We start from the raw sequence: 19,717 nt of genomic DNA, 5'->3' as shown, positions 1-19,717 counted from the left end.
TCCAGGGCCGGAACCAAATCAGCTTTTCAAAATGGCCTCAAGAGCGCGAACGTGCAGCGGACATCTGCGCGCATGCATGCTCACCACAAGTTCTTGCCGTCAATCATGTTGACCGGCACCGCCTCCAGATCGAAATCGTCGAACAGGCGCGCATTCACCGCGACCTTGGGATTATCGAAATCGGGCTTGCCGGTCGACCAGTCCGGCGACTCCGAATAGGTGCCGCAGCCGCAGCTTGCACAGAAATGATGTTTGACGGTGCGGCTACCCCAGAGATAGGTCGCGACATTGTCCGGCGGTGACAGCAGACGAAACTGCGCCGGCGTGTAATAGGCCCACAGCGCGCCGCGCTTGGCGCAGAGCGAGCAGGTGCAGCGCGTCACGCTCGAAGGCACCTCCGTCACCTCGAACACCGTCTCACCGCAATGACAACTTGCCTCGATCGGCATGACCCCTCCCGTTGTGTCAGAACTGGGGCATAGCCAGCCCCTGCTGCCAACATGCTGTCAGCAGCAGGACGCCTCAACCAAAATATGAAAAACAACCCCATGCACAGCAGCCGACCGCTGTCGGATCAATGAGTTACTGATTTCCGCAATTCGACCTGCCTGCCGTCGGGCAAAACACCGGCACGATGCCTCGGGGATTCAGATGGCCCCTTCGTCGGGAATATTGAGAACGGTGCCACAGGCCTTGCAATGCACGGCGTCGGCATCGTGCCTCTGGAGCCCGCAAGTCGGGCACGGAAATCGCACCTTGTGGGGACTGAGGAGCGCGCGTGCGAGATTGAAGAACAGCGTCACGCCGAAAATCATGATCACGACGGTGATCAAGCGACCGAGCGTGCCCGGCAGGGTAATGTCGCCAAAGCCGGTCGTTGTCAGCGCCGTGACGGTGAAATACAGGGCATCGGCATAGTTCCGGATCTCATCGTTGCGAAACTTCTGGGTCTCGTAAACGATCCCGGTCATGACGAAGATGAAGACGGCCAGGTTCGTGACGGCGAAGATGACGTCTTCGTTGCGACGGAAGAAGGGAGAATCCATGCGCAACCTCACCAGCATCTGGTAGTCGCGAAGCAGGCCCAACGTTCGCAAGATCCGGAAAAAGCCGCCCGCCTCGCCGGCAAGCGGTGCCAGGAACGATACGATCGCAACCATGTCAGCCCAAGTCGCGAGTTGACTGAATTTTCGAAACGGATGCCGATCGACCAGAAGCCGCGCCGAGAAGTCGGCGAGTAACGTGACGCCGAACAGGACATCGAGCGTCTCGATGATCTCACTGGGAGGCAGGAACGAGGTTGCAATGATGAACAGCACCGTCACGATATCGAAGGCAAGCAGCGCGTAGCGGAAGCGCACGCCGCTCGGCGTTGCGCCCTCGTAAAGGCGACGGACATTGCTTCTGAGAGAATTGAGAGTCACGGCATCATGATCGCGGTTCGCACGGATGATGGCAACTCGGAGAGCGCGCCGCAAGATCGAACCCGATCGCTGCCATCTTTGGCCGAACAGGAGAAGGGTTGCCAACCCTGAGCGACTGGACGGTGTCCGACACGAAAGCCATGGTTGCGCCAGTTTCGCGATAATTTCTTAGCCCACCTGATCTATTCCGAGATTATTCGCGGTGCGAATTATTCTGATCGCTGCGATGTCGCTCGCCTGCATTGGTGCCGCACAGGCGCAGAACGTGACGTTCAAGCGTTTCCGAAACTCCGACCCGCAATGGGTGTCAGTATCGCTGCGAGGATCGTCCGCTGAGTTGAAGCCGACGCGATCGACATTGTTGCGGATGTCGGATCGGTAACTCGTCGTTGTCGAGAATGAACGTCTTCGTCGAATAGGTTCTGCCAAGGTCGATGTGGAGATAGTCGAGCTTCGCCGTCCAGTTTGCCGCGAGCGCCGCCTCGATGCCGCCCCGACGACCCGATCACGGACTGGGCGATGTCGACATCGACGGCCAAAAGCGGCTCCCGGTGGACTAAGGCCGGAACCGAGGCCGGCTTGAGAGCCGAGCCTCTTGACCTCAGCCCCTTGGTCAGCATACTGGTCTGACCAAGATCAGACCAGCGGGACGGGAATGGAGCTCAAGCGGGCCACCGAAGGCGAAAAAGGGTTCGAGAAGGTGTTCGCCTTCCTGCGCGAACGCCTGCTCGCCGGCTCGCTCAAGCCCGGCGACCGCCTCATCTCGGAACGCGAGCTGGCAACTCTCCTCGGCGTCAGCCGGCCGATCGTCCGCGAGGCACTGCGTGCCCTCACCGTGCTCGGCATCGTCGAGATCCGCGATCGCATCGGCACCGTGGTGACCCGGCCGGACGTGTCGGTGCTGAACGACTTCTTCACCTTCGCGCTCGCCCAGCAGGCGGACATGCTCGACGACGTCATGCAGGCGCGCGTCGCGATCGAATGCCAGGCGATCCGCCTCGCCTGCGAGCGTGCCAACATTGCAGATTTCGAGCGCCTGCAGCGCGCGCTCGCGAAGATCGGCGAGACGATCGACGAGGCCGATGCCGGCGGCATGGCCGATTTCGACTTCCACCGTGCCATCGTCGTCGCCTCGCATTCGGAGACACTGACGGTCCTGCATGGTTCGTTGGCCGGCCTCTTGACCCATTCGCATCGCAGCCGCCGTGAGCTGGTGCAGGCCTTCCCGTCGATGAAGACCTATCTGATCGACGATCACCGCCGCATCTTCGAGGCCGTGATTGCGCGCGACCCGGAGCGGGCGGACGCGACGCTGCGCAAGCATTTCGCCATCGGCGACGAGTACCGGCGGCGCGCCATCGTCGGCGACATCGACAAGACCAGCGCCTCGGGATGATCGCGGCAGCGCGGTCAACCAAGAAGCCAATCAACCAAGAAACGGACTGATTACATGGGACGGAACGACAAGGGCAATGTCGGCTTCATCGGCATCGGCACGATGGGCCGAGAGATGGTGCGCAACTTGCTGATGGCCGGCCACGCAGTTCGCGTGTTCGATCTCGACGAGGCGGCACTGGCCGACAGCGCCAGGGAAGGCGCTGCTCGTGCCAAGAGTCCAGCCGATGCCGCGCAAGGCGCCGACATCGTCATCACCATGCTGCCCGACACGCCCCATGTCGAGGCGACCATTTACGGCGAGCACGGCCTGCTGAAGTCGCCGCCATCAGGCAAGCTCGTCGTCGACATGAGCACGATTTCGCCAGTCGCCGTCCGCCGCATCCATGCCGACCTGCAAAAGATCGGCGTCGGCTTCATCGACGCGCCGGTCTCCGGCGGGCCGGTTGGCGCCAAGAATGCCGCGCTCTCGATCATGGCCGGCGGCGATGCGGACGCCTTTGCGCAGGCCGAGCCGTTCTTCCGTGCGATGGGCACCACCATCACGCATGTCGGCGCGTCCGGCGCCGGCCAGACCGTCAAGCTCTGCAACCAGCTGATCTGCGGCATCAACATCCAGGCGATTTGCGAGGCGCTGGCGCTTGGGCGCGCTTCGGGCCTCGATCTCAATCTGCTGCGCCGGGTTCTGCTCGGTGGCTCCGCGGCCTCCTGGATGCTCGACAAGCTCGGCCCCCAGATGATCGCAGGCGACGTCTCCGCCGGCTTCCGGATCGATCTCCAGCTCAAGGACCTCCGCCTGGTCCAGGAGCACGCGCAGGCGCTCAGCGTGCCGCTCCCCGGCACCGCGCTCGTGACCAGCCAGTATGTCGATGCGCGCGCGCACGGCGAAGGAAGCAACGGCAACCAGGCGCTGTTCCGCGTCTACGACCGCATGACCAACCAGACAACCGGCTGAACGGGTGGCGATGAGCCTTCAACTCGACTTCCCCGCAGTGCTGGAGCGTTGGCCGAGCTTTCTCGCCGGCGCCGTCCTCACGCTGGAGCTTGCCGCCTTCGCGACGGTGCTCGGCGCCCTCCTCGGCACGCTCGCGGCGGTCGGGCGCGGAACGCACAACGCGCTGATATCAGGCGCCTGCAAGGCCTATGTCGAGACCATCCGCAACACGCCGCTCTTGGTTCAGATCTTCCTGGTCTATTTCGGCCTGGCCAGTCTGGGGCTGAAATTCTCCGCTTTCACGGTGGCCGTGGCCGCGCTGACGATCAACGTCGGCGCCTACACCGCCGAGATCATGCGCGCCGGCTTCGAGGCGATCCCGCGGGGACAGATCGAGGCGGCCGAGGGCCTGGCGCTGTCGCGCCTCCAGATCTACTGGCACATCATCCTGCTGCCGGCGATCGAGAAGGTCTATCCGGCGTTGACCAGCCAGTTCGTGCTGCTGATGCTGGCCTCTTCGGTCTGCTCGCAGATCTCGGCCGAGGAGCTCACCGCCGTCGCCAACTACATCCAGTCGGATACGTATCGCGCGTTCGAGACCTACATCATCGTCGCCGTGCTCTACGTCATCCTGTCGCTGGTGATGCGCGCCGGCTTCTGGGGCCTCGGCCTCGTGCTGTTTCCGCGCCGTCGCCGGCTCGGCACGCCGTTGTGAGATGATCATGGGCGGACATCTCAACATCAATCATCTGATGTTCCTCGGCCAGGGCGCGCTGTGGACCATTGGCTTGTCGGTGATCGCGCTGATCGGCGGCGGCATCGTCGGTTTCGTGATCGCGCTCGCGCGGATATCGCCGCTGAAATCGGTGCGGATTGCCAGCGCCGTCTATGTCCAGCTCATCCAGGGCACGCCGCTACTCGTCATCCTGTTCCTCGGCTATTTCGGTCTCGCCGCGATCGGCCTCAAGGTCTCGCCGCTCGCTGCTGCCGGCGCCTCGCTGACGCTGTACGTCGCCGCCTATCTCGGCGAGATCTGGCGCGGCTGCATCCAGTCCGTGCCGAAGCCGCAATGGGAGGCCGCCGAAGGCCTGGCGCTGAGCCGGACCCAGCGCATGATGAAAGTTATCCTGCCGCAGGCCATTCGCATCGCGACGCCGCCCACCGTCGGCTTCATGGTGCAGATCGTCAAGAACACCTCGCTCGCCTCCGTCGTCGGCTTCGTCGAGCTGATGCGCTCGGGGCAGATCGTCAACAACTCGCTGTTCGAGCCCTTCGCCATCTACGCCATCATCGCCGTCATCTATTTCGCCATGTGCTATCCGCTGTCGCTGTTCAGCCAGAGGCTGGAACGGCGGATGGGGCGTGGCAGATCCAACCTCGCGCCGGCCTGACATGCAACAGAACCCCTCCTCCGACTCAATCGTGTCGCTCCGCGACGTGCAAAAGAGCTTTGGCTCGCTCCGGGTCCTCGATGGCGTCAGCTTCGCAGTCGAGCGCGGCGAAGTGCTGGCGCTGATCGGCCGCTCAGGCTCCGGCAAGAGCACGGCGCTGCGCTGCATCGACCGTTTCGAGAAGGTCGACGGCGGCGAGATCGTCGTTTGCGGGCATCGGGTCGACCGTCCCGACGTCGATCTGCGCGCGCTGCGCCAGGACGTCGGTATCGTGTTCCAGAGCTATAATCTGTTTCCACACCTGACGATCGAGCAGAACATCACGCTGGCGCCCTGCGCCGTAAAGGGCCTGGCGAATTCGCAGGCCAAGGACCTCGCGCGAAAGGTGCTGGCGCAGGTCGGGCTCGAAGAGAAGCTGCACGCCTATCCCGAGCAATTGTCGGGCGGCCAGCAGCAGCGCGCCGCGATCGCGCGCTCGCTCGCCATGCAGCCGAAGGTGATGCTGTTCGACGAGGTCACCTCTGCGCTCGACCCCGAACTCACCGCCGAAGTACTGAAGGTGATCGAGCAGCTGGCGGCGGACGGCATGACCATGGTGATGGTCACGCACGAGATGGGCTTTGCCAAAGGCATCGCCGACCGGATCGTGTTCATGCATCGCGGCAAGGTTCACGAGACCGGCCCCGCCTCGATCCTGACATCGCCGACGACGCCGGAGCTCACGCAATTCGTGGGCACCGGAAATCTAAAATCATAACAGGGAGAGGAGAACTAGGGATGACCAACAAGACACTGCTGGGGACCGCCGCCGCGCTGCTCGGCCTCGTCATTTTATCCGCCACGCCGGCATCGGCCGACCTGCTCGACGACGTGATGAAGGCCAAGAAGATTCGCATTTCAACCGATCTTGCGATTCCGCCCTCGGGCATGATGGATTCCAGCATGAAGCCGACCGGCTCCGACGTCGAGGTGGCTCAGTTGCTCGCCAAGGACTGGGGCCTCGAGCTCGAATTCATCCAGACCACCGGCGCGACCCGCATCCCGAACGTCTTGACCGGCAAGGCCGACATCATCATCTCGACCCTGTCGGTGACGCCCGAGCGCGCCAAGGTCATCGACTTCACCAAGCGCTATGCGACGCTGCAGTCCGACGTCGGCTGCCTCAAGTCGATGAACGTCAAGGACTGGCCCGACCTGAAAGGCAAGACCATCGGCGTCTCGCGCGGGACCACGCAGGATACCACCCTGTCCAACATGAAGGACAAGGAGCTGACGATCGCCCGCTATGACGACGACGCCACGGAAGTCACCGCGGCCGTCTCCGGTCAGGTCGATTGCGTCGGCACGTCGGCCACGATCATCAACCAGATCGGCGTCAAGAATCCCGCCCGCATCTTCGAGTCGAAGATTCCGCTCGCAACCTTCGACCTCGCCATCGGCCTGAAGAAAGGCGAGCAGCGCCTGATGGACAAGCTCAACGGCTGGATCACCGAGAACGTCAAGAACGGCAAGCTCAACGCGATCTACAAGAAATTCCACGGGGTCGAGCTGCCGCCCGACATGCGTAGCTGAACGAAAGAGAAGCCGTGACAGCCGCTTTCCGGTTGTCACGGTCAATGAAAAATCAAGAAGGACACCACATGCGTCTCGTCATCGGATCCGACCACGCCGGCTGGCCGCTCAAGCAGACCGTTATCGACCACATCCGCAAGCTCGGCCACGACATCGTCGATGTCGGCTCCCATGACGACAAGCCGGTGGACTTCCCCGACATCGCGCGGGCCGTGGCGCAGAAGGTGACGTCGGGCGAAGCCGCACGCGGCATCATGGTGTGCGGCACCGGCGTCGGCGCCTCGATCGCGGCCAACAAGATGAAGGGCATCCGCGCCGCGGTCTGTCACGACGTTCATTCCGCCCATCAGAGCGTCGAGCACGACGACGTCAACGTCATGTGCATCGGCGCGCAGATCGTCGGCGCCTGGCTCGCCGTGGATCTCGTCTCGTCCTACCTCTCCGCGGAGTTCTCGACCGACGAGGATTTCCGCCGTCGGGTCGAGAAACTGCGCGTCATGGACGAGCAAGGCTGAGGGCCTCTCCACCATGATCCTGGTGTTCGGGTCGCTCAACATCGACCTCGTCGCGAAGGTCCCGATCATTCCAGGCCCCGGCCGGACGGTGCTCGCGCCGTCCTACCAGACGCATTTCGGCGGCAAGGGCGCCAACCAGGCCGTTGCCGCCGCGCGGATCGCGGGACCGGGACAAGTCCGGATGGCGGGCCGCGTCGGCCGGGACGGGTTTGGCAACAGCGCGATCGAGAACCTCCGGGCCAACGAAGTCGACACCGGCCTCGTCGTCGGGGCCGACGAGCCGACCGGCTGCGCCTTTATCACGGTCGACCAGGCCGGCGAGAATGCGATCACGGTCGCAAGCGGCGCCAACATGGCCGCGAATGCCGGGGATCTCCCGGCCAGGCTGTTTGGTCCCGACACGGTGCTGGTGCTTCAGATGGAAGTGCCCTTCGCGCAGGCGCTCGAGGCTGCGCGCAGGACGACATTGGCCGCCGGCACCGTCGTCTGGAATCTCGCGCCCGTCCCGGAGAGGATGACCCGCGAGATGGTGACAAAGCTTCTTGCCGTGACCGACCATCTCCTCGTCAACGAGCACGAGGCGCTGGACGCCGCCGGCGCCATCGACCTCGCTACGTCCAGTTACGAGGCCGCTGCCGCGGACCTCGCCAGGGCCGGCGACCTGACCTGCATCGTGACCGCCGGCGCGCAAGGCGCGCTGGCGGTGACGGCCGACGGCTCCCGCTTCCGCGCGGCTGCTCCACGGATCACGCCGGTGGACACGACCGGCGCTGGCGACACCTTTGTCGGCGCGTTCGCGGCCATGCTGAGCGAAGGCGTGTCGCTGCAGATTGCGCTCGATGTGAGCTGCGAAGCCGCCGCATTGAAATGCCTCAAAGCCGGCGCCCAGACCGGCATGCCGATGCGTAGCGCAATAGGTTCCCTCGCCTAGCACGAATCGCCCATATCGCTGCCCGCGGCTAAACTCTCCCGATTCGTGGAGAGCGTTTTGGCCTTCCTCTTCGTCCTCATCGTCGGCCTCGTCGCCGGCACCATTTCAGGCATCGTGGGCACCGGCTCGTCGATCATGCTGATGCCGGTGCTGGTCTATGCCTATGGGCCGAAGGAAGCGGTGCCGATCATGGCGGTCGCGTCCGTGATGGCGAACTTTTCGCGGATCCTGGCCTGGTGGCGAGAGGTCGACTGGCGGGCCTGCGCGGCCTATTCGGTCACGGGCATTCCGGCCGCCGTGCTCGGCGCACGGACGCTGCTGGCGCTGCCTTCTCATGCGGTGGACCTCGCCATCGGCATATTCCTGATCGCGATGGTGCCGGTGCGGCACTGGCTGGCGCGGCACGACCTCAAGGCCAATCTCTGGCATCTGGCGATCGGCGGCGCCGTGATCGGCTATCTCACCGGCATCGTGGTCTCGACCGGCCCGCTCAGCGTGCCGCTGTTCCTGTTCTACGGACTCAGCAAGGGCGCTTTCCTCGCCACCGAGGCGGCCTCCTCGCTCGGCCTCTACTTCGCGAAATCGGTGACCTTCGAGCGTTTCGGCGCGCTGACCGGCGATGTCTTCATGAAGGGCCTGATCGCGGGTGCCTCGCTGATGTCGGGCGCCTTCATCGCAAAACGCTTCGTGCTGCACCTGAAGCCGGACGTGTTCCGCCTGCTGATGGACGCGATCATGGTCGCGGCCGGGCTCTCCATGCTATGGAACGCGACGCAATCTCCCTGAGCACGATTGACGCCCCATGGCCAAGAACACGCTTTCCTTCGTCTGCCAGAACTGCGGCGCGGCCTATAACCGCTGGCAGGGCAAGTGCGAATCCTGCGGCGAGTGGAATACGCTTGCCGAGGAGGACACCAGCGGCAGCATCCCCGTCTCGATCCGCTCCAAGCGTAAGGGACGGACGTTTGCGCTGGAGAGCCTGTCGGGGAAAACCCAGGATGCGCCGCGCCTGTCCTCAGGGATGACCGAGCTCGACCGCGTCACCGGCGGCGGCTTCGTGCGCGGCTCGGTGCTGCTGGTCGGCGGCGATCCCGGCATCGGCAAGTCGACATTGCTGACGCAGGCCACCAGCATGATGGCACGCGCCGGCCACCGCATCGTCTACATCTCCGGCGAAGAAGCCGTCGCGCAGGTGCGCCTGCGCGCCGAACGGCTCGGGCTGTCCGATGCGCCGGTGCAGCTCGCCGCCGAGACCTCGGTCGAGGACATCGTCTCGACGCTGTCCGAGGGCGCGGTCCCGCGGTTGATCGTGATCGATTCGATCCAGACGATGTGGACCGACACGGTGGAATCCGCGCCGGGTACGGTGACCCAGGTGCGCGCCTCGGCGCAGGCGCTGATCCGCTTTGCGAAGAAAACCGGTGCGGCCATCATCCTGGTCGGCCATGTCACCAAGGACGGCCAGATTGCCGGCCCCCGCGTGGTCGAGCACATGGTCGACGCCGTGCTGTCGTTCGAGGGCGAAGGCTCGCAGCAGTTCCGCATCCTGCGCGCCGTGAAGAACCGTTTCGGCCCGACCGACGAGATCGGCGTGTTCGAAATGACGGGCCTTGGCCTGCGCGAGGTCACCAATCCCTCCGAGCTGTTCCTGTCCGAGCGTGATCTCGGCACGCCCGGCACCGCAGTGTTCGCGGGCATCGAGGGCACGCGGCCCGTCCTGGTCGAATTGCAGGCGCTGGTGGCGCCGACCTCGCTCGGCACCCCGCGACGGGCCGTGGTGGGCTGGGATCAGAGTCGGCTCTCGATGGTGCTGGCGGTGCTGGAGGCCCATTGCGGGGTCAAGCTGTCGGGCCACGACGTCTATCTGAACGTGGCGGGAGGCTTGCGCATCCACGAGCCCGCGGCCGACATGGCCGCCGCGGCCGCGCTGGTGTCCTCCCTGGTTAACGCGCAGTTACCCACCGACGCGGTCTATTTCGGCGAGATTTCGCTCTCTGGCGTGATCCGGCCGGTGGCGCAGACCCCGGCCCGGCTCAAGGAGGCGGTTAAGCTGGGCTTCAAGCGCGCCGTGCTGCCCGAATCGGCCCGAGGCGGGGATGCCGGCGGTGACGCCGGACTGTCCCTGAACGCGGTCAACAGCCTGACGACATTGGTCGCAGAGATTGCCGCCAAGGGCTCGCGCCGGGGCGAATCGAACGCGCCGGCAGAGAAAAATGCCACACCGGCAAGATTCCGCCGTGGAGAGGGTTAGGTGGAGGTGACGCCGGAGGCCCCCGCCGCTATACAGCCGTCACAAAAGCAGCATGGGATTGCGTGGTTGCGGCCTTGCCGGGAACGCCGTCTGCCCCTCTTTTAGGGCAGCGGCCAAACACCGATTCGCTAGAGCACCTTCGACGTACGAGCGGACCAGACCAGCCGATGCCAGTAACACTCCTCGACCTGATCCTGCTCGGTGTGATGCTGATCTCGGGCCTGCTCGCGATGGTCCGCGGCTTCATGCGCGAAATCCTGTCGATCGCGGCCTGGGGCGCCGCGGCGATCGTGACGCTGTACTCCTTCTCAAAGCTGCTGCCGACCGCCAAGAGCTATTTCAACAACGATACCGTCGCGAGCGTGGTCGTCGTCGCCGGCGTTTTCGTCGGCACCCTGGTCGTGGTCTCCGTGATCACGGTCCGGATCTCCGACATGATCCTGGATTCCAGGATCGGCGCGCTGGACCGCACCCTCGGCTTCCTGTTTGGCCTGGCTCGCGGGCTTTTGATCGTCGTGGTCGCCTTCCTGTTCTTCACCTGGCTGGTTCCGGACAAGCAGCGCCCGGACTGGGTGACGGGGGCCAAATCCCGCGTTGTGCTCCAGGGAACCGGGGATTGGCTAATGGCCCTCTTGCCTGACGACCCCGAGAACACCATCTTGAAGAGATTCAAGAAAAACAAACCAGATGATGATCAAGCTGAATCCGAGCAGCAGCCTTCGGGCAGTGGCGACGGATACAGTAAACCTGCTCGTGACAGTTTGAAGAAACTGATCGAGAAACCTGCGGCGCGTTGATTGCCCTTAAAGAGAGGCGCGGACGAGATGCGACACCCTGACCAGGACGCCCAACTTGATCTCGATCCAAACGCCGGCCCAAGCCCGGCCGCTCTAGAGGTTCAGGACGACCTGGAAGGAGATACGCTGCGCGAGGAATGCGGCGTCTTCGGCATCTATGGTCACCCGGACGCCGCCGCCATCACCGCGCTTGGTCTGCACGCCCTTCAGCACCGCGGCCAGGAAGCCGCCGGCATCGTCTCCTACGACGGCAGCCGCTTCCACAGTGAACGCCGCCTCGGCCTCGTCGGCGACACCTTCTCCCGCCGCGAAGTGATCGACCGCCTCCCCGGCAATATGGCCGTCGGCCATGTCCGCTACTCCACCACCGGCGCCACCATCCTGCGCAACGTGCAGCCGCTGTTCGCCGAGCTCAATGCCGGCGGTCTGGCGGTCGCCCATAACGGCAACCTCACCAACGGCCTGACGCTGCGCCGCGAGCTGGTGCGCCACGGCGCCATGATGCAGTCGACCACCGACACCGAGGTGATCCTGCATCTGGTCGCGCGCTCCAGGCGCAGCCGCTTCATCGAGCGCTACATCGACGCGCTGCGCGAGATCGAGGGTGCCTATGCGCTGGTCTCGCTGACCAACAAGAAGCTGGTCGGCGCGCGCGATCCGCGTGGCATCCGCCCGCTGGTGCTCGGCGAGCTCGACGGCTGCCCGATCCTGACCTCGGAGACCTGCGCGCTCGACATCATCGGCGCGCGCTTCATCCGCGACATCGAGCCGGGCGAAGTCATCGTGTTCGACGAGAACGGCCAGGACATCCACAAGCCGTTCCCGCCGATGGCGCCGCGTCCCTGCATCTTCGAATACATTTATTTCGCCCGTCCGGATTCCATCGTCCACGGCCGCTCGGTCTACGAGGTCCGCAAGGCCTTCGGTGCGCAGCTCGCGCGCGAGAGCCACGTGCCGATCGACGTCGTCGTGCCGGTGCCGGATTCCGGCGTGCCCGCCGCGGTCGGCTACAGCCAGCATTCGGGCGTGCCGTTCGAGCTCGGCATCATCCGCAACCACTATGTCGGCCGCACCTTCATCCAGCCGACGCAGGCGATCCGCGAATCCGGCGTGCGCATGAAGCATTCGGCCAACCGCGCCGCGATCGAAGGCAAGCGCATCATCCTGATCGACGACTCGCTGGTGCGCGGCACCACCTCGAAGAAGATCGTGCGCATGATGCGCGATGCCGGCGCCAAGGAAGTGCACTTCCGCCTCGCTTCGCCGCCGATCCTCTATCCCGATTATTACGGCATCGACCTGCCCGACCGCGGCGGCCTCCTGGCCGCGACGCATTCGCTGGAGGAGATGCGCGAGATCATCGGCGCCGACTCGCTCGCCTTCCTGTCGATCGACGGCATGTACCGCGCCATGGGCGAGCCCGGCCGCGATCCGGCCAATCCGAAGTTCTCGGATCATTGTTTTACCGGCGCCTATCCGACCCACCTCACCGACCAGACCCAGACCGAGCAGCAGCCGCGGCAATTGTCGCTGCTGGCGGAAGCGAGCTGACGGCGTAGTCGTCATCCCGGGGCGATGCGAAGCATCGAGCCCGGGATCTCGAGATTCCCCGATGCGCGATTGCGCATCTGAGGTCTGGTGCTTCGCACCATCCCGGAAATGACAGATGCGGATGGGGGCTTGTCCCGGCCATCCACGCCTGTAAAACCCCGCCATGACAAAACTCCTCGCTGATCGCATTGCTCTCGTCACCGGCGCCTCGCGCGGCATCGGCCATGCCGCCGCGATCGCGCTCGCCAAAGCCGGCGCGCATATCGTGGCGGTGGCGCGCACGCAAGGCGGGCTCGAGGAGCTCGATGACGAGATCCGGAAGATCGGCGGCAGCGCCACCCTGGTGCCGCTCAACCTCACCGATTCCGACGGCATCGCGCGGCTCGGCGCCGGCCTGCACGAGCGCTATGGCAAGCTCGACATCCTCGTCGGCAATGCCGGCGTGCTCGGTCCCTCCTCGCCGATCGGCCATATCGAGCTGAAGACCTTCACCGACGTGATGGCCGTGAACGTCTCCGCCAACTTCCAGCTGATCCGCTGCATGGAGCCGCTGCTGAAGCAGTCGGATGCGGGCCGCGCCGTGTTCATCACCTCGGGCGTCGCCAACAAGGCGACCGCCTATGTCAGCCCCTACGCAGCGTCCAAGGCCGCGCTGGAGACGCTGGCGCGCGCCTGGGCGCAGGAGACCGCGAACACGAAGCTCCGCGTCAACCTGTTCAACCCCGGCCCGGTCCGCACCCGCATGCGCGCCACGCTGATGCCGGGCGAAGACCCCGCGACGCTCGACACGCCCGAGCAGGTCGCCGAATTCATCGTGCCGATGTGCGCGCCTGACTGGACCGAGACCGGCAAGTTCTACGACTACAAGACGCGCAGCCTGATGAGCTTCCGCTCGCCTGCGTAATTTCCTTGCCTGATTGACTCGCCTGCCTCCCCGCGATTGACTGCCCGCGCGCAAGCGGCAGCAAGCCGCACGCCAAAAAAGGGAGGTTGCCATGGCGCCATGGCATGATCGCGCAGGCTTTGCGTCTGCGCTCGCACGTCACGCACTCTCCATTCTGATCGCAGCCGTCGCGCTCGCGTCTCCGGTTGCATCGAATGCCGGCGACGTCCCGACCTTCGCGGTCGATCCCTCCTGGCCGAAGCAGCTGCCCAACAACTGGATCCTCGGCCAGGTCGGCGGCATCACGGTCGACTGGCAGGGCCATATCTGGGTGATCCATCGCCCGCGCTCGCTCACCGACGACGAGAAAGGCGCAAGCCTCACTCCGCCGCGCTCGAAATGCTGCGTGTCGGCGCCGCCCGTGCTCGAGTTCGACGCCGACGGCAATCTGCTGCGGTCCTGGGGCGGTCCCGGCCAGGGCTATGAATGGGTCGGCCGCGAGCACGGCATCGAGGTCGACGAGCGCGGCTTCGTCTGGGTCGGCGGCAATGCCGACAACGACAACGCCATTTTGAAGTTCACGCTCGACGGCAAGTTCGTCGCCCAGATCGGCAAGTTCGCCCCGAGCCTCGGCAGCAACGACACGACGCAGCTCGGCAAGCCCGCCGAGACCGCACTCGACAAGGAGGCGAACGAAATCTACGTCGCCGACGGCTACGGCAACCGCCGTGTCATCGTGTTCGATGCGACGACGCTGGCCTACAAGCGACACTGGGGGGCCTACGGCAACAAGCCCGACGACGCCAAGCAGGCGCCCTACGATCCCAAGGCGCAGGTCGCGCAGCAATTCGGCAACCCGGTCCACTGCGTGAAGCTTGCCAATGACGGCCTCGTCTATGTCTGCGACCGCATCAACAACCGCATCCAGGTGTTCAGGAAGGACGGCAGCTTCGTGAAGGAGTTCTTCTTCGAGAAGAACACACTCGGCAACGGCGCGGTGTGGGACGTCGCGATCTGGCCCGATCCGAAGCAGACCTATCTGCTCAGCGCCGATGGCGAGAACAACGAGATCAGGGTCATCAAGCGCGAAGATGGTAGCGTGGTCGGCAGCTTCGGGCACAACGGCCGCAACGCCGGTCAATTCCACTGGGTGCATGCCATGGCGATCGACGCGAGGGGTAACGTCTATACCGCCGAGGTCGATACCGGAAAGCGCATCCAGAAATTCAAGCTGACATCGGACGCGCTCAAATAGCGTCTCAACGCATTTTGCCCAAAAGTTAACCGAAGGATGACGCTACGACGCAGCGTCATCCGGCTTTAGGCGCATTGCCGCCGGCCCTGGGAAAGGCTAGAGCCAATCAGCCGGAACAAGGCTCCGCAAGAGAGCCGTCCGCATATTTGACAAGGGAGGAAACCTTTTATGACGACGACGTTCGCGCGCCGCTCCGCGGCCCTTCTGGCCTGTGCCGCCTTCGGTTTTGCAACATCCGCCTACGCGCAGGACAAGACCGTCAAGATCGGCGTGCTCAACGACATGTCGAGCCTCTATGCCGACATCGGCGGCCCCAACTCCGTGGTTGCGATCAAGATGGCGGTCGAGGATTCCGGCCTGCTCAAGAAGGGCTGGAAGATCGACGTCATCAGCGGCGATCACCAGAACAAGCCCGACGTCGGCGTCAACATCGCCCGGCAGTGGATCGACAACGAGAAGGTCGACGCGATCGCCGACACGCCGAACTCCGGTGTCGCCCTGGCGGTCAGCAACCTTGTCAAGGAAAAGAATGCGGTGCTGCTGAATTCCGGCGCCGCCTCCGCCGACCTCACCGGCAAGGCCTGCACGCCGAACACGATCTCCTACACCTATGACACCTACATGCTGGCCAACGGCACCGGCAAGGCGCTGACCAAGGCCGGCGGCGACAGCTGGTTCTTCCTGACTGCGGATTATGCCTTCGGCCACGCGCTCGAACGCGACACCACGGCGGTCGTGACCGCGAACGGCGGCAAGGTGCTCGGCAGCGTCAAGCATCCGATCAATACCGCGGACTTCTCATCCTTCCTGCTGCAGGCGCAATCCTCCAAGTCCAAGGTGGTAGGCCTTGCCAACGCCGGCGGCGACACCACGAACTCGATCAAGCAGGCGGCCGAATTCGGCATCGTCTCCGCCGGCCAGAAGCTCGCGGCCCTGCTGCTGTTCATCAACGACGTGCATTCGCTGGGCCTCAAGACCGCCCAGGGCCTGACCTTCACCGAATCGTTCTACTGGGACCTGAACGACAAGACCCGCGAATGGTCCAAGCGCTTCTCTGCGCTCGCCAGCAAGAACGCGATGCCCTCGATGACGCAGGCCGGCAACTACGCGATGGTGCTGCACTATCTGAAGGCGATGGACGCACTCGGCGGCAATCCGCATGACGGCGCCAAGGTCGTCGCCAAGATGAAGGAGCTGCCGACCGACGATCCGCTGTTCGGCAACGGTCCGCTGCGCCAGGACGGCCGCCGCCTCATCCCCGCTTACCTGTTCGAGGTGAAGAAGCCCGAGGAGTCGAAGGGGCCGTGGGACTATTACAAGCAGATCGCCACGATCTCGGCGGAAGACGCGGCCAAGCCGCTCAAGGACAGCGACTGCCCGCTGGTAAAGAAGTGACCGCATAGCGGTCATCCCGGGGCGATGCGAAGCATCGAACCCGGGATCTCGCGCGGCATTCTCCACTGCCGTAGGGTGGGCAAAGCGACTTGTCCGCCATAGCTCGAAGAGCGGCGGCGGAAGCGTGCCCACGACTTCTTGCTATCATGAACAGATGGTGGGCACGGCGCGGCGCGCCTTTGCCCACCCTACGATCCTGCCTTCGCCGCCCCCAGCGTCCGCACCGCGATCGCCACGCAGACCACCATCAGCGCTGCCGCGAGCAGGAACGGTGCGCCGGGCAGATGCAGCGGCGCGCCCGCGCTGATGAAATAGGAAAAGGTCAGCGTGAACAGGAACGGGCCGACGAGCTGCGAGACGCTCTGCACGCTCGCGGTCGCGCCCTGGAGCTGGCCCTGCTGCTCGGCCGCGACCAGCCGCGTCATCAATGCCTGCGACGCGGCACCCGAGATGCCCCACAGCGCCAGAATGGGAATCCCGATCCAGGACAGCGGCCCGGTCGGCGCAGCGCCCAGGACGACGAAGCCGAGCGCGCCACAACACAGGCCCAGCAACAGCGCGTTCCGCTCGCCGAGCACGCGCACGATCGGGCCGATCGCAAGCCCCTGCACCACCATGGCGCAGATGCCGACCATCGCCAGCGTCAATCCCACGGTCTTGGAATCCCAACCGTAGCGATAGGTCGCATAGAGCACGAAGGTCGAGGGCAGCACGACATGTGCGACCTGCGCGATGAAATTGACGACGGACAACGCAGCGAGCACTGCATTGGAGCGCAATAGGCGGAGCGCCCCGACCGGACTGGCGCTCCGCCAGCGGAACGGCGCGCGCTTGTCGGGCGCGAGCGATTCCGGCAGGACGAATAGCCCATAGAGCGCATTGGCGAAGCTGAGGGCTGCCGACGCCCAGAACGGCAAGCGCGGATCGATATCGCCGAGCAGGCCGCCGAGCGCTGGCCCAAGAATGAATCCGGCGCCGAACGCCGCGCCAATCCGGCCGAAGACCGCCGCGCGCCGCTCCGGCGGCGTGATGTCGGCGATATAGGCAAAGGCCGTCGAGATGCTGGCCGAGGTGATGCCGGAGATGACGCGGCCGACGAACAACCACACCAGGGACGGCGCCAGCGCCATCAGCACGTAGTCGGCGGCAAGGCCGAAATTCGACAGCAACACCACCGGCCGCCGCCCGAAACGGTCCGACAGCGCGCCGAGCAACGGCGAGAACACGAACTGCATCAGCGCCCAGGCGGTGCCGAACAGGCCGAAGATGCGGGCGGCGTGGGCGGTATCGTTGTCGACGAAGCTCTCGATCAGCTTCGGCAGGATCGGCATGATCACGCCGAGCGCGAGCATGTCCAAGAGGATGGTGACGAAGATGAAGGCGACCGCGCCGCGCCTCGCCGGCACGGCGCCTTGCGCCGTCGCCTCGCCGGCGCCGTCACTCACGACGGGCGCTTGCGCTTGTGCGCAAAGGGATTGGCCTTTTCACGGAGAGTAATGCGCACCGGCGTGCCCGGCAGTTCGAAAGTCTCGCGCATGGAATTGATGAGGTAGCGCAGATAGGACTGCGGCACCGCGTCCGCGCGCGAGCAGAACAGTACAAAGCTCGGCGGGCGCGCCTTGGTCTGCGTGATGTAATTGAGCTTGAGCCGTCGGCCGGACACGGCGGGCGGCGGATTGGCCTGGACAGCCTGCTCGAACCAGCGGTTCAACGCCGAAGTCGACACGCGCCGGTTCCAGAGCGCGTAGGCGTCCTGGATTGCCTGCATCAGCCGATCGATGCCCTCGCCCATCAGGCCCGAGACCGCGACGATCGGCACGCCCTTGATCTGCGGCAGCCAATGGTCGGCATCGCGGCGCAGGCCCGAGATCGCGCCGCCCCCCTTGCTCTCCATCAGGTCCCATTTGTTGACGGCGAGCACGACCGCGCGGCCCTCGCGTTCGATCAGATCGGCGATGCGCAAATCCTGCTCCTCGAAGCGGTTCTGCGAATCCATCATCATCACGACGACTTCGGCAAAACGGACCGCACGCAGGGCGTCGGCGACCGAGAGCTTTTCCAGCTTCTCCTCGATGCGGGAGCGCCGGCGGAGACCGGCGGTATCGAACACGCGAAACTCGCGGCCCTTCCAGTTGATCTCGACCGCGATGGAATCGCGCGTGGTGCCGGCCTCCGGGCTCGTCAGCAGGCGTTCCTCGCCGAGCAGATGGTTGATCAGCGTCGACTTGCCGGCATTGGGCCGGCCGACGATGGCGACCCGGATCGGGCGCGTCGCGGCCTCTTCCTCGGTGAGCGGCTCGTCGTCCTCGGTCTCGTCGTCGTCGACGGGCTCCGGCATCAGCTTGGCGAGTTCATCGTAGAGCTCGCCCATGCCTTCGCCATGCTCGGCCGAGATCTGGATGGGATCGCCGAGGCCGAGTGCAAAGGATTCCATCGCGCCGGCATCGCCGTGCTTGCCCTCGCTCTTGTTGGCAACCAGCAGCACGGGCTTGTTGGCCTTGCGGGCGAAATCGGCGAAGGCGCGGTCGGTGGGCGTGAGGCCGACGCGGGCATCGATGACGAAGAACAGCGCGTCGGCCTGCGCGATCGCGGTCTCGGTCTGCTCCTGCATGCGCGCGGTCAGCGAGCCCTTGGCGCCCTCGTCGAGGCCGGCGGTATCGATGATGGTGAATTCGAGATCGCCGAGCCTCGCCTCGCCCTCGCGGCGGTCGCGGGTGACGCCCGGCAGGTCGTCGACGAGCGCGAGCTTCTGTCCGACCAGGCGGTTGAACAGCGTCGATTTGCCGACATTGGGCCGGCCGATAATGGCAATCGTGAAGGACATCGGTCATTCGTGCGCTGCCGGGGCTGCGCCTGTCAATGCAGGTGGAATTATTAGCGCGAGAAGCTGCCGCTCGGCAGCGGCGCCGGGAAGCCGCCCTGCGTCTGCTGCTGCGTGGTCTGGGTCGGTTGCGCCTGCTGGACCGGCTGATCTGGCGGCGGTGCGGTGGTGCGCTTGCGGACGATCTTGTGCTTGGGCGGCGGAGCGGCCGTGGCCGGCGCCGCCTCCGGCTGGGCCTCGCCGTCAACTTCGCCGGCGGGCGCCTCCGCGGGCGCGACGGCTGCGGCGGCCGGCTGCCTTGTCTTCTTTGCGTGGGCTCCCTTCGCCGGCTTGGCCTCGGGCGGCGGCTCGGCGGGCAAAGCCGCGACGGCAGGTGCGTTCGGATCGGGCTGCTGCTGCGCGCCCTTGTACATGTCCTTCGGGACGCCCTGCTCGAGGCCCGGCACGCCCTCCGGGAAGACCGGCTTGCGGTCGCCCGGCAGCTTCTTCTTGGTGTCGAGGAAGTCGAGCATGTCGCTTGGATCGAAGCTGGAGCAGCCGCCCAGGACACCCGTGAAGGCGATCAGGACGGCGGCTGCGATCAAGCGTGGCGTACGGCGCAT

19 protein-coding genes and 1 pseudogene are annotated in these 19,717 nt (G+C 65.1%); 15 read left to right on the top strand and 5 right to left on the bottom strand.

The genetic code is table 11. The annotated features are described in order from the left end of the window. Nucleotides 1–80: 80 nt before the first annotated feature. The gene (locus tag IC66_RS0102035) at nt 81–449 is read right to left on the bottom strand and encodes a GFA family protein (RefSeq protein ID WP_038946492.1); all 369 of its coding nucleotides are present in this window, start codon (nt 447–449) and stop codon (nt 81–83) included. Between the two features lie 198 nt (nt 450–647). Continuing rightward, complete coding sequence (locus tag IC66_RS0102030) at nt 648–1,424, bottom strand: potassium channel family protein (protein ID WP_038946491.1); 777 nt, start codon at nt 1,422–1,424, stop codon at nt 648–650. Between the two features lie 655 nt (nt 1,425–2,079). On the opposite strand from IC66_RS0102030, the gene IC66_RS0102025 reads away from it, so the two are divergent. The 15 genes and pseudogenes from IC66_RS0102025 (at nt 2,080) to IC66_RS0101955 (ending at nt 16,294) form a co-directional block, all read left to right on the top strand. After that, a complete protein-coding gene (locus tag IC66_RS0102025) occupies nt 2,080–2,820 on the top strand; it encodes a FadR/GntR family transcriptional regulator (RefSeq protein WP_018317590.1) in 741 nt (246 codons plus the stop codon). 48 nt (nt 2,821–2,868) lie between these two features. Beyond that, nucleotides 2,869–3,774 (top strand): annotated as a pseudogene (locus IC66_RS0102020) (NAD(P)-dependent oxidoreductase); the annotation flags it as partial. A 10-nt stretch (nt 3,775–3,784) separates the two neighbouring features. Next, nucleotides 3,785–4,468: an amino acid ABC transporter permease gene (locus IC66_RS0102015; protein WP_028145043.1), complete on the top strand. Its 684-nt coding sequence runs from the start codon at nt 3,785–3,787 to the stop codon at nt 4,466–4,468. Nucleotides 4,469–4,475: 7 nt separating this feature from the next. Continuing rightward, nucleotides 4,476–5,144: an amino acid ABC transporter permease gene (locus IC66_RS0102010; RefSeq protein WP_026201880.1), complete on the top strand. Its 669-nt coding sequence runs from the start codon at nt 4,476–4,478 to the stop codon at nt 5,142–5,144. A 1-nt stretch (nt 5,145) separates the two neighbouring features. Beyond that, a complete protein-coding gene (locus IC66_RS0102005) occupies nt 5,146–5,901 on the top strand; it encodes an amino acid ABC transporter ATP-binding protein (RefSeq protein ID WP_028145044.1) in 756 nt (251 codons plus the stop codon). A gap of 20 nt (nt 5,902–5,921) precedes the next feature. After that, a complete protein-coding gene (locus tag IC66_RS0102000; RefSeq protein ID WP_028145045.1) occupies nt 5,922–6,716 on the top strand; it encodes a transporter substrate-binding domain-containing protein in 795 nt (264 codons plus the stop codon). A gap of 68 nt (nt 6,717–6,784) precedes the next feature. Then, the gene (rpiB, locus tag IC66_RS0101995) at nt 6,785–7,231 is read left to right on the top strand and encodes a ribose 5-phosphate isomerase B (protein ID WP_018317596.1); all 447 of its coding nucleotides are present in this window, start codon (nt 6,785–6,787) and stop codon (nt 7,229–7,231) included. Nucleotides 7,232–7,244: 13 nt separating this feature from the next. Next, nucleotides 7,245–8,162 carry a ribokinase gene (locus IC66_RS0101990; protein ID WP_028145046.1) on the top strand — a complete coding sequence of 306 codons (918 nt, stop codon included), beginning with the start codon at nt 7,245–7,247 and terminating at the stop codon, nt 8,160–8,162. A 57-nt stretch (nt 8,163–8,219) separates the two neighbouring features. After that, nucleotides 8,220–8,948, top strand: coding sequence for a sulfite exporter TauE/SafE family protein (locus tag IC66_RS0101985; RefSeq protein ID WP_028145047.1), 729 nt, complete (start codon nt 8,220–8,222; stop codon nt 8,946–8,948). 16 nt (nt 8,949–8,964) lie between these two features. After that, nucleotides 8,965–10,413 (top strand): DNA repair protein RadA, encoded by a 1,449-nt coding sequence (gene radA / locus IC66_RS0101980; protein WP_038946489.1) that lies wholly within the window; start codon nt 8,965–8,967, stop codon nt 10,411–10,413. Nucleotides 10,414–10,580: 167 nt separating this feature from the next. After that, a complete protein-coding gene (locus IC66_RS0101975) occupies nt 10,581–11,210 on the top strand; it encodes a CvpA family protein (RefSeq protein WP_028145049.1) in 630 nt (209 codons plus the stop codon). A gap of 27 nt (nt 11,211–11,237) precedes the next feature. Continuing rightward, on the top strand, nt 11,238–12,761 hold the full coding sequence (gene purF, locus IC66_RS0101970; RefSeq protein ID WP_028145050.1) for an amidophosphoribosyltransferase: 1,524 nt from the start codon (nt 11,238–11,240) through the stop codon (nt 12,759–12,761). 163 nt (nt 12,762–12,924) lie between these two features. Then, nucleotides 12,925–13,665, top strand: coding sequence for an SDR family NAD(P)-dependent oxidoreductase (locus IC66_RS0101965; protein WP_038946488.1), 741 nt, complete (start codon nt 12,925–12,927; stop codon nt 13,663–13,665). 91 nt (nt 13,666–13,756) lie between these two features. Then, entirely contained in the window at nt 13,757–14,899 is a 1,143-nt protein-coding gene (locus IC66_RS0101960; protein WP_038946487.1) for a hypothetical protein, read from the top strand. A 168-nt stretch (nt 14,900–15,067) separates the two neighbouring features. Beyond that, nucleotides 15,068–16,294 (top strand): ABC transporter substrate-binding protein, encoded by a 1,227-nt coding sequence (locus IC66_RS0101955; protein WP_028145053.1) that lies wholly within the window; start codon nt 15,068–15,070, stop codon nt 16,292–16,294. Between the two features lie 188 nt (nt 16,295–16,482). Here IC66_RS0101955 and IC66_RS0101950 read toward each other — a convergent pair whose 3' ends face one another. From IC66_RS0101950 to IC66_RS0101940, 3 genes are read right to left on the bottom strand one after another with little or no spacing between them, the layout of a single operon-like run. After that, the gene (locus IC66_RS0101950) at nt 16,483–17,739 is read right to left on the bottom strand and encodes a TCR/Tet family MFS transporter (RefSeq protein ID WP_028145054.1); all 1,257 of its coding nucleotides are present in this window, start codon (nt 17,737–17,739) and stop codon (nt 16,483–16,485) included. Further along, complete coding sequence (der, locus tag IC66_RS0101945) at nt 17,736–19,118, bottom strand: ribosome biogenesis GTPase Der (RefSeq protein WP_018317605.1); 1,383 nt, start codon at nt 19,116–19,118, stop codon at nt 17,736–17,738. The genes IC66_RS0101950 and der overlap by 4 nt, the downstream gene beginning before the upstream one ends. 50 nt (nt 19,119–19,168) lie before the next feature. Further along, a complete protein-coding gene (locus IC66_RS0101940; RefSeq protein WP_028145056.1) occupies nt 19,169–19,717 on the bottom strand; it encodes a hypothetical protein in 549 nt (182 codons plus the stop codon).

This window comes from Bradyrhizobium genomosp. III (assembly GCF_000261705.1).
In the GTDB taxonomy this organism is placed as follows: domain Bacteria; phylum Pseudomonadota; class Alphaproteobacteria; order Rhizobiales; family Xanthobacteraceae; genus Bradyrhizobium; species Bradyrhizobium ottawaense.
This window is presented reverse-complemented; position numbering and strand designations above follow the sequence as displayed.